This is a genomic window from Flaviaestuariibacter amylovorans (assembly GCF_039541815.1).
GTDB lineage: Bacteria > Bacteroidota > Bacteroidia > Chitinophagales > Chitinophagaceae > Flavisolibacter > Flavisolibacter amylovorans.
The window spans coordinates 417,316-431,893 of record NZ_BAABGY010000006.1 but is presented as its reverse complement, the minus strand read 5'-3'; the positions used below and the strand labels follow the sequence as shown (position 1 = coordinate 431,893).

Here is a 14,578-nt window from a genome sequence, read left to right as displayed (position 1 = left end):
GTGCAGCTATTGAACGTGAGTTGATTTAGGTTTGATCAGGAGGCAAGTGTTCCCTGCAGGCGCTCGTGTACGACTTTGCCTTCGTGCGTCACACAGGCACCCTTCACGAGGTCGTCGTCCCAGTTGAGGTGCAGCGCACCTTCCTTCGTGGTGAGGAGCTGCAGGAAGTTCAGGATGTTCTTGCCGTAGAGTTTGCTGGCGTCGGAGGGCATCGTGGCCGGCAGGTTGGAGTTGCCGACGATGGTAACGCCGCCTTCCACCACGGTTTCGTTGTTTTTCGTAAAGGGCGTGTTGCCGCCGGTGGACGCGGCCAGGTCGATGATGACCGAGCCGGCGCGCATGCGGCGCAGCATTTCCTCCTGCACCAAAATCGGCGCCTTGCGGCCCGGGATCTGCGCGGTGGTGATGACGATGTCGGCCTTCACGATGCTCTCGCCGATGCGGGCCGCCTGCTTCTGCTTGTATTCCTCGGTCTGCTCCACGGCATAGCCACCGGCCTTCGAGGCATCGGCGGCGCCTTCCACTTCCACGAACTTGGCGCCGAGGCTCATCACCTCCTCCTTTACGGCGGGACGCGTATCGAACACCTCCACTACGGCCCCAAGGCGGCGCGCGGTGGCGATGGCCTGCAGCCCGGCCACGCCGGCACCCAGGATCAGCACCTTGGCGGGCGCGATGGAGCCCGCCGCGGTCATGAACATCGGGAAGTAGCGGGGATAAAGCTGCGCGGCAAGCAGCACGGCCTTATAGCCGGAGATATTGGCCTGCGACGACAGTACGTCCATGCTCTGGGCACGGGTGGTGCGGGGCAGCAGGTCGAGGCTGAACACCGTGTGGCCACCTTCCTGGAAGGTGCGCAGGCCGGCCGGATCGGAAAGCAGCTGGTACACCCCGATCAGCACCTTCCCGGCAGGCAGGGTGCCCTGCGGGCGATGGATGGCGAGGAGCACATCGGAAGCGGCAGCGACCTCCGCGGCCGTAGCAATACGGGCGCCGGCGGCGGTATAGTCGGCGTCGGGCGCATAGGCGCGGGCGCCGGCGCCGGATTCCACCAGCACCGAAATGCCTTTTTTGGTCAGGGCGGCCACTGCCTCCGGAAGCAGCGACACCCGGTTTTCGAAAGAGGGCTCTTGCAACACACCGATCGTCATAAGTAGGGCTGATTTCGTTACCCGCGAAAGGTAGTAGTTTTTTTAATGCCGGGCAGAGAGAAGGAACACAGATGAAACGGATGCTGCGGATCTTGACGGATACGGATCCGTTCTTATCAGCGAGATCCGTAAAATCCGTCTTCCCTGTCGCTTAGTACCGGATCGTGAAGTGCTGCCGCTCATGAAACTCCTGCCGGAAGAAGACGAAGCCGAGGAAGAACAGGTCGATGCTGCAACGCACCGCCGGGTGGGCCTTGATCTCCGTCCAGGCACGCTCCATCTCTTCGCTCCAGTGGATGTCGTCGAACACGAGCACGGTATCGTTGTGCCGCTTCCCGAGTAACTGGCTGAAATAATCCATGGTGGGCACGTAGCGGTGGTTGCCGTCGATGAAGGCGAGGTCCACGGAAGTGGCGCCGGCCAGGACTTCGGGGAGCACCTCGTCGAAGTTGCCCCCGAGCGACCGGATATTGCGGAGCCCCAGTCTTTCGAAATTCCGCTGTGCTACCGCCCGCACGGCGGGGCTGCCCTCAATGGTGGTGACGGTGGTGCCCGGCACGGCAGCGGCCAGGTAGGCCGTGGTAATGCCGAGCGAGGTGCCGAGCTCGATGATCGTTTGGGGCTGATGGAGCGCCGCGAGCCGGTACAGCACCTGTCCGTATTTCGGTGGCTTCACGGCCGCGCGGGCGAGCTGCGCCACCGTACGCTGCTTCGTGGGCTGCACCCGCGAGCCGGCGCCGAGGTCCTCGATGCTGAGCAGCGTCCGGTTATTCCTCAATTCTTCGCGTAGGGCGTCGATCGCCGGCGGGGGCTGCAGCTGCTGCCGGTTGTTGAGCACATCGAGGATAAAGCGAAAGCCAAAAGGCGAGTGCATGCCGTGCCCCTTGCCGTTATAGGCGGTGCGGTAATAGTGCAGGTATTTGAGGGCTAAGCGGGAAGAGCTGTACACAGCGGCGAAAATACGTGAATCGTCAATCGTCAATCGTGAGTGGGTCGCTTATGGACCGGCATACCAAAATCGATTGGCCAGGTCGTAGGAAGGCGAGGGAAGAGAAGAAAGGTTTCTAACCGCTAAGAAGCGAAGGTGCTAAGGTTTTCGCTAAGCTCACCAGGCTAGAAAATATCCTACCAACGATCCTACTTACGCAGGACCAGAAAGCAAAGCAACGACAGGTGGCCAACACATCCGCGCCTATCGTATCAAATCCGTACCATCCGCGTTCCTTCTCTCTACGCCGCTCCTTCACGAACCCGCTCCCAAACCTGGAACGTGTGCGGCCAGGGATTCTTATCATCGGCAGGAGCCGGTGTTTCTTTCACCAGCGCCCACTCCGTTGCGGGCAGCTCCGGAAACCAGGTATCGCCGTCGAAGCGGTGGTGGATGCGGGTAAGGTAGATGCGGTTCGCCTGCGGAAGCGCGCTGTTAAAGATCTCGGCGCCGCCGATGAGGAACAGCTCGTTGACGTGGTGGCGTTGCGCGGCCTCGATGGCGTCCTCCACCGAATGCACCACTTCCACCCCATCGTGCCGCCACTCCTGGTTACGCGTGATCACGATCGAATAGCGGCCCGGGAGCGGCTTGCCGATCGAGTCGAAGGTCTTGCGGCCCATGAGGATGGGCGCGCCCCAGGTGAGGTTCTTGAAATATTTCAGGTCGTTGGGCAGGTGCCAGGGCAATTGGTTGTCCTTCCCGATCACGTTGGCTTCGTCGGCCGCCACCAGCAGGCTCAGGATCATACGGCAACAGGGGCTTTGATGGCGGGATGCGACACGTAGTTCTCAAGGGTGAAGTCCTCGTAGCGGAACGCGAACAGGTCGGTCACTTCGGGGTTCAGGCGCATCGTGGGCAGCCCGTGCGGCGCCCGCTCCAGCTGCGTACGCACCTGCTCGAGGTGGTTCTGGTAGATGTGCACGTCGCCGAAGGTATGAATGAAGTCTCCGGAACGAAGCCCGCACACCTGCGCCATCATCATCGTCAGCAACGCATAGGACGCAATGTTGAACGGCACCCCGAGGAAGACGTCGGCCGAGCGTTGATAGAGCTGACAGCTCAGGCGCCCGTTGGCCACATAGAATTGGAACAGCGCATGGCAGGGCATCAGCGCCATCTGCGGCAGCTCGCTCACGTTCCAGGCGCTCACCAACATCCGGCGGCTGTCGGGGTTTGTTTTGATCTGCTGCAGTACGTCCGTGATCTGGTCGATGGTGCCGCCACCCGCGCCTTCCCAGCTGCGCCATTGCTTACCGTATACCGGCCCGAGGTTGCCGTCGGCATCGGCCCACTCATCCCAGATCGAAACGCCGTGCTCCTTCAGCCAGGCGATGTTGGTGTCGCCACGCAGAAACCACAGGAGCTCGTAGATGATGCTCTTGAGGTGCACCTTCTTGGTGGTCACCAGCGGGAAGCCGGCCTCGAGGTCGAAGCGCATCTGGTAGCCGAAGGTGCTGATGGTACCCGTGCCGGTGCGGTCGCTCTTCACGACGCCGGTATCCAGGATATGCCTCAGGAGATCCAGGTATTGCTGCATGCCCGCAAATTAGGTAAGAATCGCTACCGCCTATCCACAGGTAATCCACCAGTGCGAAGCGCGGCAATGGGCAGACAACCCTTTCGGGCCCTTTTCGTATATACTGGAAACGTCACCCCGGCGGTGACCCTTCAAAATAACGCGCACATGCATTACAAAGCCCTGCTCACGACCCTAGGCCTCGCGGCACTCGCTGCTTTTTCTGCCTGCTCCTACGACAAAGAGGAACTGGCCAACCCGAATGCCTGTAATACAGCCGGCACCACCTACCGCCAGCATATCCTGCCGGTATTGCAGAACAGCTGCTACTCCTGCCATTCCAGCGCGGCGGCCGCCCAGCACGGGCGCAACATATCGCTAGAAGGCTATTCCCAGGTACAGCCCTGGGTGCTGAACGGAAAGCTGCTGGCGGCGATCAACCATGCGCCCACCGCGCCGGCCATGCCGCAGGGAGGGCCCAAGCTCGACAACTGTACCCTGGCGCGCTTCTCTGCCTGGGTCGGAGCCGGAGCGCCGGACAACTAGACGTGAATCGTGAATTGTGAAAAGGTGCTCTCTACTTTCCAACCACCAACTCATTGCATGAAACAACTACTGCTTTTTGTATCGCTGCTACCAGCTACACTGCTGGCGCAGGATCGCCATCTCGACTCGCTGATGGGCACCACGCAGCCCGCCCACGGCCGCGCCTACGTCACCGGTACGTTCAAGGGCACCCGCATCATCAACCTGCAGTCTGTCGAAAAGGCGGCGCCGGGCACGCTCCAGTTCCTGATCCAGCACCGCTTCGGGGCGGTCAACGGCGGGGGCTATGAGTTCTTCGGGCTCGACCAGGCCACCATACGCCTCGCGCTCGAATACGGCCTCCACCGCGCCGTGGCCATCGGCGTCGGCCGGAGCTCGTACGAGAAGAACTACGATGCCTATACCAAGGTGACCCTGCTGCGCCAGGCACCCTCGGCCGTGCCGTTCACCCTCGCCTACTTCGGCTCGGTGGTGTACCGCGGGGAGCGCATGGCGCTGAAAGGATTCAACAGCGGCAATGCCCGCCTCTCGTACACCCACCAGCTGCTGCTCGCGCGCAAGTTCACCGACCGGCTCTCGCTGCAGCTCGCGCCTACGTTCGTTCATAAGAACCGCGTGCTGTCGCGCCTCGACCCGAACGACTACTACGCCCTCGGGGTCGGGGGCCGCTACCGGCTTACGAAGCGCTTTTCGCTCAACACGGAGTACATCGGGCGCCTCCCGCCCGCCAACAGGAGCGCGCCGGCCTACGCCGACTTCCACAACTCGTTTTCCCTGGGCGTCGACATCGAAACCGGCGGGCACGTGTTCCAGTTGCACCTCACCAATTCGCTTTCGATGCTCGAAAAAGGATTTATAACAGAATCTTCGGAAAGCTGGGGCAACGGCGGCGTACATTTCGGCTTCAATATCTCCAGAGACTTCACCTTCGGGCGGGGTAAAAAATCGAAAAAGACATGGTAAGCACCTTTCTTCCGCGCGCGGGCCTCGCCCTGCTCCTCTTCCTGGCGGCCGCCACCGGCCGTGCGCAGGCCCAGAACTTCCAGTTCGGTACTTCTACGGTGAGCTTCTTTTCGTCGGCGCCGCTCGAAGACATCGAGGCCGTCAACAAAGACACGCGCGCGGTGATCGATATGACGGCCAAAGCCTTCCTGATCAAGATCCCCATCAAAAGCTTCAAGTTCGAGTCGGGGCTCATGCAGGAGCACTTCAACGACAACTACCTCGAGAGCGACAAATACCCCGAGTGCATCTTCCGCGGCACCTTCACCGGCCCGGTAGACCTTGCGAAGGACGGCGACTACCCGGTAACGGCCACCGGCAACCTGCAGCTCCACGGCGTTACGCGCAAGCGCACTGTACCCGCTACGATCAGCGTCCGTGGCGGTGTGCCGTCCTTAACGAGCAAGTTCCCGATAAAGGTATCCGACCACGGGATCAAGATCCCGAAGATGGTGTTCAAGAAGATCGCGGAGACCGTCAGCGTTACCGTGAACGCTTCGCTCGCACCGTTGTAAACGCGTTTGTTTTATAGATACGAAAAGGCCTGCTCACCTTGCTGTGATGCAGGCCTTTTCTATGGGTGCGAACAGTTTTTCGGTGCGAATTCAAAAGTCAAAATTCAAAATTCAAAAGCGTCGCTATGGAGCAACCGGCCAACGTACAGGAGGCATCGGATTGAGTTTTTTTTGACTTTTGAATTTTGACTTTTAACCTAAAGAAAGCCGCAGAAAAAGGATTACCGTCCCCCTTCAAGCTTTTTCTTCAGTTTCGTGAGCCCGATGTTGAGGTCGGTACCGATGGCATCATCCATATCGTAGCAAAGCAGCATCAGATTGGTCGGATAGGCCATGCGGCCGTGCATGCCCCAGCGCACCTTCGTGCCGCTGCCCTCGGTCTCGGTCACCATCCAGGAGTCGGCATGAGCCTCGAAGGGCTCGATGAAGTGCAGGTCGTATTCGATGCGGCCGCTGGCGTCGATGCTTTTGATGGTCTGCTCGCCGGAGCCTACATCGTCTTTCTGGCTTTCCCAGGCCGATACGAAACCGGGCTGCGCGTCGGTGCCCCGGAATTCTTTCTTCATGGCAGGATCCATACCGGCCCATTTGCTATAGTCGTTCTGATGCTTCAGGTATTTCACGTAGGCAAATACCGAATCCTTGGGTTGCGCGATCACGACGGAGCGCTCCACGGTATATTCTTTCGGTAAAAAGAGGGCCACGATGAGCAGGATACCCACGAGGGCGAGTACGGCGATGCCGATGCGCTTGAGCAGTTTCATAAGCTTGTATTGATTGGTTCGGCGCCAAATATGCGGCCTTTTGCCCGGAAACAAAAGTCGTTTAGCCCACCGGTAGCGCTCCGCGCGGCGAATCGCCGTCCGTCGTCGACGAACGGCGCCCGACCTCGTTCCGGTGCGCCTGACGACCGTCCGGAGGTGTATCGCTCCGGCCACGGCTCACCCGTCTACTTCCCGTCCGGAGGCCTGCTGGGCCGGCTAGCTTTGATGCCATCAATCACCCCAAAATCGTTCGCCATGAAAAGCATCCTCCTCGTTCTCTTCTTCACCATTGCCTACCTCGCCCTCGGCCGCAATGCGCATGCCCGAGCCACCCGCTCTGCCGACACCCTGCTCCAGGCCGCAGCCGAAACGGGCTACTGGGTGGTGGAAAGCAACCTACAGCGCCCGAAGGAGGCCACCGTGTATTTCTACAATGCCGGCCACGAGCTCGTTTACCAGGAAGCCCTCCACGGCGTGCGCCTCAACCTCGACCGGCCCCGCACGGTACGCCGCCTCAACAACGTGCTCCGGGAAACCATCGATGCCCACAGCCGCAAGCGCACCATCGCCGGCAGCGGCACCCTCCTCGCTTCGCAATTCGCCCGCTAAGCCTTTCAGAATCCTCCTGAACCTTTCTAAACTTTCTAAACCCTCTAAACCTTTTCTCAAGCCACCCGCCCTTCCTTTCGGGGAGGGGCTTTTTCGTCGACGAAAGCGGGCTTTCTGTCTTCGATGGTCCTGCCCGCCTTCGGCAGCTCCACCGCTTTGGCTACTTTTGAACCCTATGGAAGCCTATCCCTTCATCTTTGCCAACGACCGGCGCACGCGGCTGCAGCGACACCTGCTGTTCTGGTTCACGTGGTGGGCCTTCCAGAGCTTTCTCTACTCCTTCGCGGCCGGCCTCAATATGGCAGCCTACGGGCAGCGCCTGCCGGTGGCTGCGCTCGAGTCGGCCCTCTTTCTCGTGCCGCATCTCTTTCTGGCCTATACGCTGATGTACGGCGTCATCCCGCAGCAGCTGCTGAAGGGCCGCTACGTTCAGGCCGCGCTCACCGTCCCGTTCATCTTTCTGGCCACCGGCGTCATCGCTTCCACCATGGGCATGTATGTGATCCTCCCGCTGCGGATCGCCGTGTTCGGACCGGTGCCGCGCTTTACCCATGCCAACGAGGTGCACTTCTTTCTCGGGCTCCTCGCGGGGCTGCGCGGCGCCATCACCATCGGCGGCCTCGCTGCCGCCATCCGCCTCATGAAGCTGTGGTACCTCAAAGAGCAGCGCAACGGGCAGCTGCAGCGCGAGAACATGGCCGCGCAACTCCAGTTGCTCACCGCGCAGGTGCACCCGCACTTCCTGTTCAACACCCTCAACAACATCTTTGCGCAGGCGCAGCCCACGGCGCCCAAGGCCGCACACCTCGTTACCGGCCTTTCCGACCTTCTGCGCTATATGCTCTACGAAGGCAGTAAGCCCGAAGTGCCGCTGCACCGCGAGCTCGCCCTCCTCCGCGATTATTTCCTGCTCGAGCAGGAACGCTATGGCAACGCGCTCGAGCTGAGTATCGACCTGCCCGAAGAAACCGGCGACCTCGCCATCGCCCCGCTCCTGCTGCTGCCTTACGTCGAAAACTGCTTCAAGCACGGCGCCAGCCACCTCCTCGAGCAGCCCTGGATCTCGCTGCAGGTAGCCCTCGAGGGTGATTGGATGAGGCTGAAGCTCCTGAACGCGAAGCCGCCCGAGGCGGTGCACCGCGGCAACGGCATCGGCATGAACAACGTGGCGAAGCGCCTGCAGCTGCTCTATCCCGGCCAGCACCACCTCGAGATCACCGACGGGGAAGACGTGTTTATCGTGAACCTGAAGCTGCGCCTCCGCCGCTGCGCGGAGCCGGCACCCAAAACAACGTTCCATGCACCGCAACCTGCCTGAGGGCCGCCCGCTTCGCTGCCTCGTGGTCGATGATGAGCCGCCGGCCCGCAGCATCCTCGAACGCTATATCGCGGACCTGCCCGCCCTCGAGCTCGCCGGCTCCTGCGCCCACGCGCTGGAAGCCCTGCAGGCGCTGCAGCAAACACCCGTGGACCTGCTGTTCCTCGACATACACATGCCGCAGCTGAAAGGCAACGAGCTCCTCAAGATCCTCAAGGCGCCCCCGCGCGTCATCTTCACCACCGCGCACCCCGAATATGCGCTGGAGGGCTACGAGCTCGACGTGGTCGACTACCTGCTGAAGCCGATCCGCTTCGACCGCTTCGTGAAGGCCGTAAACAAGCTCTATATGATGGAACGGGCGCCGCTCCCCGAGCCCGCGCGCCCGCCCGCGCCCGCCCGGCAGGAGCCGTTCATCTACCTCCGCGCCGACCGCCGCATGGTGAAGGTGCTTCTGCAAGACATCCTCTACGTCGAAAGCATGAAAGACTACGTGAAGGTGTTCACCGCCTCGGAAATCATCATCACCAAGCAATCGATCAGCGGTATGGAAGCCATGCTACCCGAAGGGGCCTTTGTGCGCGTCCATCGCTCCTTTATCGTATCGGTGAACAAGGTGCGCACCTTCACCCATGAATTGATCGGCATCGGGAACACCGAGATTCCCATCGGGAAGCTATACCGCCAAAGCGTACTCCGGGCCCTAAGCGGCGGCGGCACCCTGGCGGAGGGATAACGAAAAATGCGGCCCCTGAAGGCCGCATTTTTTATAAACGATTGCATTCAAAAACCTATTTCGCGAGCGACTCGAGCGCTTTCTTCACCGAGCCATGGCGGAGCAGCACGTCGCGTGCCTCGCCGTAATCACGGATGCCGGCGCGCTCCATGAGCATCTGCACCCCGCGGTCCACGAGCTTGTCGTTGGCCAGCTTCATGTGCACCATCTTGTTGTCTTCCACGCGGCCCATCCGGATCATGACGGTCGTGGAGATCATGTTGAGTACGAGCTTCTGCGCGGTGCCGCTTTTCATGCGCGTGCTGCCGGTCACCACTTCGGGACCCACCACCACCTCGATCGGGAAGTCGGCCTCGCGGCTGATGGGTGCACCCGAGTTGCAGCACAGGCTCCCGGTGGCGATGCCCCGGGCGCGGCAGGCGGCGAGGGCCGCGATCACGTAAGGGGTAGTGCCGCTGGCCGCGATGCCGAGTACCACGTCCAGGTCGGAGATATGGTAGGCCTCGAGGTCTTTCCAACCCTGCTCGCGGTCGTCTTCGGCGCCTTCTACGGCATTCTGGATGGCCTCGGTGCCGCCGGCTATGATGCCCACCACGAGGCCGGGAGGCACGCCGTAGGTAGGCGGGCACTCGGAGGCATCGAGGATGCCGAGGCGGCCGCTTGTGCCGGCTCCGATGTAAAAGAGGCGGCCGCCCTTCAGCATCCGCTCGGCAGCGGCTTCGGCAAACGCCGCGATCTGCGGAATCGAACGCTCTACGGCAGGTGCCACCGACTGGTCTTCCTGGTTGATAAGCGTCAGCAGTTCCGCCACGGGGCGCTGCTCGAGATGGCGGTGCGGGGAAGGGGCTTCAGTAGACCTGAAGAAGGGTTGTTGTCCGTTGGCAGGAATGTCTTTGTTCATGATAGGGATTTGGTATCCGGGTCGGGTGCGGTAAGCAAGTAGGGAGCCGGGCTGGCTCCCTACTTCAGCGGTTAAAAATACGGCTTAAAACGCAGGGTCTGCGGGGGTGTTGGGGTTGTTGTCGCGCTCCAGGAACGGGTACGGTAGGAAGTTGCGCTTGCGCTCCGTAAGCGGCCGGTTGAAGCGGCGCATATCCTCCAGGCGAAGCCCCGAAAGCGCGAGCTCGATGGACCGCTGGCGGTAGATCTCGTCCAGGATGGCCTGCTGGGTCGTCAGCACTACCGGCGGCAGGCCGGCGCCCACGCCGAAAGGATCGGCGGAAGGCTGCTTCGTGATGACCTTATTGAGCTCGATGAGCGCGTTGGCGAGATCGGGCGGCGTCATGCGGGCATAGGCTTCCGCCTTGATCAGCGTGATCTCGCCGGGCAGGTAGATGGGGCGGGCCGAAGCGGCGGCAGAATCGAAGCCGGCGATCCGGGACGCATAAGCGGCCGTCTGGTAAAAGCGGATCCGCCTGTCGTTGGGGTCGGGCTGCAGGCCGGCGGGAAGTCCGAAGTTCGCGGCAGCCGACACCACGTTGTTCGTAGAGGTGGAGGTCTCGAATACCGGGTTCAGGTTTACGGTATTGAAGCTGAACACCGACCGCTTCGTGAGATCCACCGCATTGGCGGCGGCGAGTGCCTCGGAATAATTACCGAGGAACAGCGAGTAGCGCGCCTTGAGGGCGTTGAGCGTATTGGGAATATCGATGCCGGACGGGATGTTGGCCAAGAATCCGGCGGTGATGGGGGTGGCGGCGATGCCGGCCTGCGCGGCGTTGATGGCCGCGATGGCACGGGTGTATGCGTCGGCACGGTCCACGAAAGTGACGCGCTCGCCGATGCCGGCGGGTACTTTCTCCCAGTACATAGCGAGGTCGCCCAGCGCCAGAGCCTTCATGATCGTTGCATAGGCCACGAGCCCGCTGGCGTAGCCGCGGTCGCCAAGACCGGCTGCGCCGGCGATGACCTGGTCGGCGTCATAGATGATCTTGTTGCTGGAGGTCCAGAGGCCGCCGAGGATCGTGTTGGTGCCGTCCACGGTGCCACCGCCCTGGCCCAGCTGGTACTCGGCGATATTGCCCTGGTTGATCACCGTGTACTGGTTGGTCAGCAGGCCGTCGAGGGTGATGCGGTTGAACAGCGAGGAGGCGCGGCCGGCGGTGTAGGTGCGCTGCAGGCCGGTGGCTACCGCCGTGAGGGTCTGCGAGGTCGTGAATGCCTGGTCGCTCGGTACGGAGGAGGGATCGGTGTAATCTTTCTTACAGGAACCCATGCCCAGGAGCAGGGCTGCGGCGCCTGCAGTATATATGAGTTTCGAAATGCGGTACTTCATGTTTTCTTGTTTTGAGGGTTAGAAACGGGCGTTGATGCCAAAGCGGAAGGTGCGCGGGATGGGCACGGCGCCGAAGTCGATACCACGCAGCAGCGTGCTCTGGCCGGCGGCGTTGACCTCGGGATCATAGCCTTTGTACTTGTCCCAGGAGATCAGGTTGCGTCCGCTGAGGCTGAGGGTCAGGTCGCTCAGGAACTTCACCTTGCCGAAGTTGTAGCTCAGCGACACCTCGCGCAGCTTCACGAAGGAGCCGTCGTCGATGCGCCATTCCTCGATCGCGTATACGCTGTTGATGTAGCCGCGGGGCAGCACGCCGCGGTGCTCCTGCTCGGCCACCTCGCCGTTGCCTACGCCCTGGCGGGTGCGCCAGTCGGCATTCCATACGTCCACACCCTGAACGGCATCAAGCTGCACGCGCAGGTTCAGCTTGCGGTAGCGGAGCTCGTTTACGAGCGAGCCGGTCCAGTCGGGGTTGGGGTCGCCGATCACCTTGCGCAGCGTGGTGCCCGTGGGCAGTCCCGTAGTGCCGTCGCGGCCGGGCGTAACCGTGGTGGGATCCACCTGCGTACCCCGCTCGATCTGCGGGAAGCCGCTCGCATTCTTGATCTGGTTGCCGTTGGCGTCGGTGGCGAAATAGGTACCGTAGAACACGCCTACAGGGTAGCCCTCCAGCAGCGCCACCGGCGCACCGGGGTTGGTGGAGAAGAGGGTCAGCGCGCGGCCGACCTCGAGCACCTTGTTGCGGTTGCGGTTATAGATCGCCGTTACCTGCCAGGTGATGTCCTTCGTACGCACGGGCGCGCCGGTGAGCACGAGCTCGACACCCTTGTTCTCGAGGGAGCCGAAGTTGTCGAGCAGGCTCGAAAAGCCCGTGGTGGGCGCCATCTGGCGGCTGATCAGCAGGTCGTTCACCCGCTTGTCGTACCAGTTGAACGTCAGGCCAAGGCGGTCTTTGAAGAAGGAGAGGTCGGCGCCTAGCTCCAGTTCGGCCTGGCGTTCCGGCTTCACGTCCTCGTTGGCGAGGCGGCTGCGGCCGGTGAGCGCAAGGCGATTGAGGTAAGGGGCGCTCGTGTAGGTGTTGAAGCGCTCGTAGGCGCCGATACCGGTGAGGTTGCCCGATTCGCCATAGGCCGCGCGGATCTTAAAGGTGTTCCACCAGGGCAGCGCTTCGCGGAAAAAGCTTTCTTCCGACAGCACGTACGAACCGCTGGCTTTCACATAGGTCTGGTTGCGCTGGTTTTCGCCGAACACGCTGGATCCGTCCACGCGCACGGCGCCGGTCAGGAACAGCTTGTTGCGGAAGCGGAAATTCTGCTGCACGAAAACGCCCGACACGGAGAGCTCGCTGCGGTCGTCGATGCTGGGCAACACCGTGGAGGCGCCGTTCACCGTTTCGATGAAGGGCGAAAGGCCGCGGCCCTGGAGCATCGAGTAGCGGTTGCGCTCGTACTGCACCGAGTAGCCTACCTGCGTGGTGGAGCCGAGCGACGGCGTGATGTTGAACTGGTAGTTGGCGTTGAGCTCGTTGTTGATCTGGAAGAACTGGTTGGAGGCGGTGGACGCGTAGCCGTTCAGCGTCGGGTCGAGGCCGGCGGCGCCGCCGAAGAAGGCCGTGCTCACGTTGTAGGTAAAGGGCGGGATGAAGGTGCGGCCGTTCTGCGTGTAGTTGTCGATGCCCAGCGTGTAATCGATCGACAGGCCTTTGAAGGGCTTCACTTTGAGGCCCATATTGGCGAGTACGCGGTTCGTTTCCTGGCCCTGCTTGAAGTCCTCGATGATCGACACCGGGTTCACACGGCCCCGCTCCCCTACTGCCTTCAGGTTACCGTTGGCGTCGCGGGCGAAGATGTCGTGGAAGTTGCCGAGGATGGTCACGGAGTTCATCGGCGAGAAGAAGGAGTTGCCGTCGGGCTTTTCGTTGGCGTTGGAGTTGATGTAGTTGAGGCCCAGGTTGAAGCTGACAACGTTGTTCAGCGTCTGGTCGATGTTCGCGCGGAAGTTGAAGCGGCGGAAATCGGTATTGCGGATGATGCCCTGGTTGTAGAAATACGAGCCCGACAGGTAGTACTTCGTCTTGTCGGTACCACCGCTCACGGCCACCGTATTGTCGGTGCCGGTGGCGGTGCGGAAGATATAGTCCTGGTAGTCGTACCGGGTCACCGCCGTGGTGTTGGTGGCCAGGGCCGGGTTCTGGGCGGTGCCAATGTTGGTGATCAGGTCCTGCGTGAACACGTCGGGGGAACCGCCAAACTTCACCGGCGCCTGGTTCACCCCGATCTTCTCGCGGAGCGACGAGCTCATCACCGAGGTGGAGAAGGTGACCTGCGGGGCGCCGGTCTTGCCGCGCTTCGTGAAGATCTGGATCACGCCTGCGTTGGCGCGCGACCCGTAGATGGCGGCCGCTGCGGCGCCGTTGAGGACCTCGATGCGCTCGATGTCGTCGGGGTTGATGTCCACCATGCGGTTCTGCCCGATATTCCCTACGAAGTTGTTGCCGTCGTAGGAATTCTGGGTGTTGGTAACGCGGTTGGTACTGTTGTTCATGATCACGCCGTCCACGATGTAGAGGGGCTCCGAAGAAGAGAGGATGGAGCTCACGCCGCGCAGGCGCACCGACATACCGCCGGCCGGGTCGCCGGAGTTCTGAACGATCTGCGCGCCGGCGGTCTTGCCCTGGAGGGCTGCCAGCACGTTGCCGGTGGCGCCCCGGGTAAGATCGGCCGCATTGACGGTGGCCACGTAGTTGCCCAGCGAGCGGCGGGTGGTACCGGCCGACACACCCGTCACCACCACCTCGTCGAGGCTGAGGGCGTCCTGGCGCATCGTGGCGTTCACCGTATAACTACTGGCCGAGCCCACTTCCACGTTGGACTCCACCGACTTGGAGTTGACGGCGCTGAACACGAGCGTGTAGCGGCCGGGGCGCAGGTCGGTGCTGAGGGAATAGTTGCCCGTGGCGTCGGTGGCCGTGCCGGTGCCGGAGTTGCGGATCATGACCGAAACGCCCGGGCGGCCGGTGCCCCCTTCGTCGGTGACCTTTCCGGTGATCCGTACCTGGCCGAGGCCCGCGAGGGAGCAGCCGAGCAGCACCAGCAGCATCAGGTGCTGCCGGAAGCGAAACAGTTTCGAAAGCAATCTGAGTGACATAAGCGTGT

14 protein-coding genes are annotated in these 14,578 nt (G+C 61.8%); 6 read left to right on the top strand and 8 right to left on the bottom strand.

The window, feature by feature from the left end; all coding sequences use genetic code 11:
* Positions 1 to 35: 35 nt before the first annotated feature.
* From ABD937_RS08175 to ABD937_RS08160, 4 genes are all read right to left on the bottom strand, one after another.
* On the bottom strand, positions 36 to 1,151 hold the full coding sequence (locus ABD937_RS08175; RefSeq protein ID WP_345254958.1) for an NAD(P) transhydrogenase subunit alpha: 1,116 nt from the start codon (positions 1,149 to 1,151) through the stop codon (positions 36 to 38).
* 151 nt (positions 1,152 to 1,302) lie between these two features.
* Positions 1,303 to 2,100: an O-methyltransferase gene (locus ABD937_RS08170; protein WP_345254957.1), complete on the bottom strand. Its 798-nt coding sequence runs from the start codon at positions 2,098 to 2,100 to the stop codon at positions 1,303 to 1,305.
* Positions 2,101 to 2,381: 281 nt separating this feature from the next.
* Positions 2,382 to 2,888, bottom strand: a complete 507-nt coding sequence (locus ABD937_RS08165; RefSeq protein ID WP_345254955.1) for a dihydrofolate reductase — start codon at positions 2,886 to 2,888, stop codon at positions 2,382 to 2,384.
* Positions 2,885 to 3,679, bottom strand: coding sequence for a thymidylate synthase (locus ABD937_RS08160; RefSeq protein ID WP_345254953.1), 795 nt, complete (start codon positions 3,677 to 3,679; stop codon positions 2,885 to 2,887). The genes ABD937_RS08165 and ABD937_RS08160 overlap by 4 nt, the downstream gene beginning before the upstream one ends.
* Positions 3,680 to 3,826: 147 nt before the next feature.
* Between ABD937_RS08160 and ABD937_RS08155 the strand changes: the two genes are divergently transcribed.
* Genes ABD937_RS08155 through ABD937_RS08145 form a run of 3 tightly spaced genes read left to right on the top strand, consistent with a single transcriptional unit; the run spans position 3,827 to position 5,721 of the window.
* Positions 3,827 to 4,204, top strand: coding sequence for a hypothetical protein (locus ABD937_RS08155; RefSeq protein WP_345254952.1), 378 nt, complete (start codon positions 3,827 to 3,829; stop codon positions 4,202 to 4,204).
* Positions 4,205 to 4,261: 57 nt separating this feature from the next.
* A complete protein-coding gene (locus ABD937_RS08150; protein WP_345254950.1) occupies positions 4,262 to 5,167 on the top strand; it encodes a DUF5777 family beta-barrel protein in 906 nt (301 codons plus the stop codon).
* Entirely contained in the window at positions 5,161 to 5,721 is a 561-nt protein-coding gene (locus tag ABD937_RS08145) for a YceI family protein (RefSeq protein ID WP_345254948.1), read from the top strand. The genes ABD937_RS08150 and ABD937_RS08145 overlap by 7 nt, the downstream gene beginning before the upstream one ends.
* A gap of 221 nt (positions 5,722 to 5,942) precedes the next feature.
* Here the strand turns inward: ABD937_RS08145 and ABD937_RS08140 are convergent, their stop codons facing one another.
* Entirely contained in the window at positions 5,943 to 6,485 is a 543-nt protein-coding gene (locus ABD937_RS08140) for an SRPBCC family protein (RefSeq protein WP_345254946.1), read from the bottom strand.
* A 255-nt stretch (positions 6,486 to 6,740) separates the two neighbouring features.
* Here ABD937_RS08140 and ABD937_RS08135 point away from each other — a divergent pair, with 255 nt between their 5' ends.
* From ABD937_RS08135 to ABD937_RS08125, 3 genes are all read left to right on the top strand, one after another.
* A complete protein-coding gene (locus tag ABD937_RS08135) occupies positions 6,741 to 7,094 on the top strand; it encodes a hypothetical protein (RefSeq protein WP_345254944.1) in 354 nt (117 codons plus the stop codon).
* A 175-nt stretch (positions 7,095 to 7,269) separates the two neighbouring features.
* Positions 7,270 to 8,412 carry a sensor histidine kinase gene (locus ABD937_RS08130; protein ID WP_345254943.1) on the top strand — a complete coding sequence of 381 codons (1,143 nt, stop codon included), beginning with the start codon at positions 7,270 to 7,272 and terminating at the stop codon, positions 8,410 to 8,412.
* Positions 8,393 to 9,148, top strand: a complete 756-nt coding sequence (locus ABD937_RS08125; protein WP_345254941.1) for a LytR/AlgR family response regulator transcription factor — start codon at positions 8,393 to 8,395, stop codon at positions 9,146 to 9,148. The genes ABD937_RS08130 and ABD937_RS08125 overlap by 20 nt, the downstream gene beginning before the upstream one ends.
* Before the next feature lie 55 nt (positions 9,149 to 9,203).
* Here ABD937_RS08125 and murQ read toward each other — a convergent pair whose 3' ends face one another.
* The 3 genes from murQ to ABD937_RS08110 all read right to left on the bottom strand — a co-directional run bounded on the left by murQ (position 9,204) and on the right by ABD937_RS08110 (position 14,570).
* Positions 9,204 to 10,049 carry an N-acetylmuramic acid 6-phosphate etherase gene (gene murQ / locus ABD937_RS08120; protein ID WP_345254939.1) on the bottom strand — a complete coding sequence of 282 codons (846 nt, stop codon included), beginning with the start codon at positions 10,047 to 10,049 and terminating at the stop codon, positions 9,204 to 9,206.
* Positions 10,050 to 10,133: 84 nt separating this feature from the next.
* Complete coding sequence (locus tag ABD937_RS08115; protein WP_345254937.1) at positions 10,134 to 11,423, bottom strand: RagB/SusD family nutrient uptake outer membrane protein; 1,290 nt, start codon at positions 11,421 to 11,423, stop codon at positions 10,134 to 10,136.
* Positions 11,424 to 11,441: 18 nt separating this feature from the next.
* Positions 11,442 to 14,570: a SusC/RagA family TonB-linked outer membrane protein gene (locus tag ABD937_RS08110; protein ID WP_345254936.1), complete on the bottom strand. Its 3,129-nt coding sequence runs from the start codon at positions 14,568 to 14,570 to the stop codon at positions 11,442 to 11,444.
* Positions 14,571 to 14,578: the final 8 nt, after the last annotated feature.

Excerpts from the sequence above, each read along its gene's own strand:
- ABD937_RS08140 (WP_345254946.1), bottom strand. The coding sequence starts at position 6,485 with ATGAAACTGCTCAAGCGCATCGGCATCGCCGTACTCGCCCTCGTGGGT.
- ABD937_RS08135 (WP_345254944.1), top strand. The coding sequence starts at position 6,741 with ATGAAAAGCATCCTCCTCGTTCTCTTCTTCACCATTGCCTACCTCGCC.
- ABD937_RS08145 (WP_345254948.1), top strand. The coding sequence starts at position 5,161 with ATGGTAAGCACCTTTCTTCCGCGCGCGGGCCTCGCCCTGCTCCTCTTC.
- ABD937_RS08115 (WP_345254937.1), bottom strand. The coding sequence starts at position 11,423 with ATGAAGTACCGCATTTCGAAACTCATATATACTGCAGGCGCCGCAGCC.
- murQ (WP_345254939.1), bottom strand. The coding sequence starts at position 10,049 with ATGAACAAAGACATTCCTGCCAACGGACAACAACCCTTCTTCAGGTCT.
- ABD937_RS08155 (WP_345254952.1), top strand. The coding sequence starts at position 3,827 with ATGCATTACAAAGCCCTGCTCACGACCCTAGGCCTCGCGGCACTCGCT.
- ABD937_RS08160 (WP_345254953.1), bottom strand. The coding sequence starts at position 3,679 with ATGCAGCAATACCTGGATCTCCTGAGGCATATCCTGGATACCGGCGTC.
- ABD937_RS08110 (WP_345254936.1), bottom strand. The coding sequence starts at position 14,570 with ATGTCACTCAGATTGCTTTCGAAACTGTTTCGCTTCCGGCAGCACCTG.
- ABD937_RS08130 (WP_345254943.1), top strand. The coding sequence starts at position 7,270 with ATGGAAGCCTATCCCTTCATCTTTGCCAACGACCGGCGCACGCGGCTG.
- ABD937_RS08150 (WP_345254950.1), top strand. The coding sequence starts at position 4,262 with ATGAAACAACTACTGCTTTTTGTATCGCTGCTACCAGCTACACTGCTG.
- ABD937_RS08175 (WP_345254958.1), bottom strand. The coding sequence starts at position 1,151 with ATGACGATCGGTGTGTTGCAAGAGCCCTCTTTCGAAAACCGGGTGTCG.
- ABD937_RS08165 (WP_345254955.1), bottom strand. The coding sequence starts at position 2,888 with ATGATCCTGAGCCTGCTGGTGGCGGCCGACGAAGCCAACGTGATCGGG.
- ABD937_RS08125 (WP_345254941.1), top strand. The coding sequence starts at position 8,393 with ATGCACCGCAACCTGCCTGAGGGCCGCCCGCTTCGCTGCCTCGTGGTC.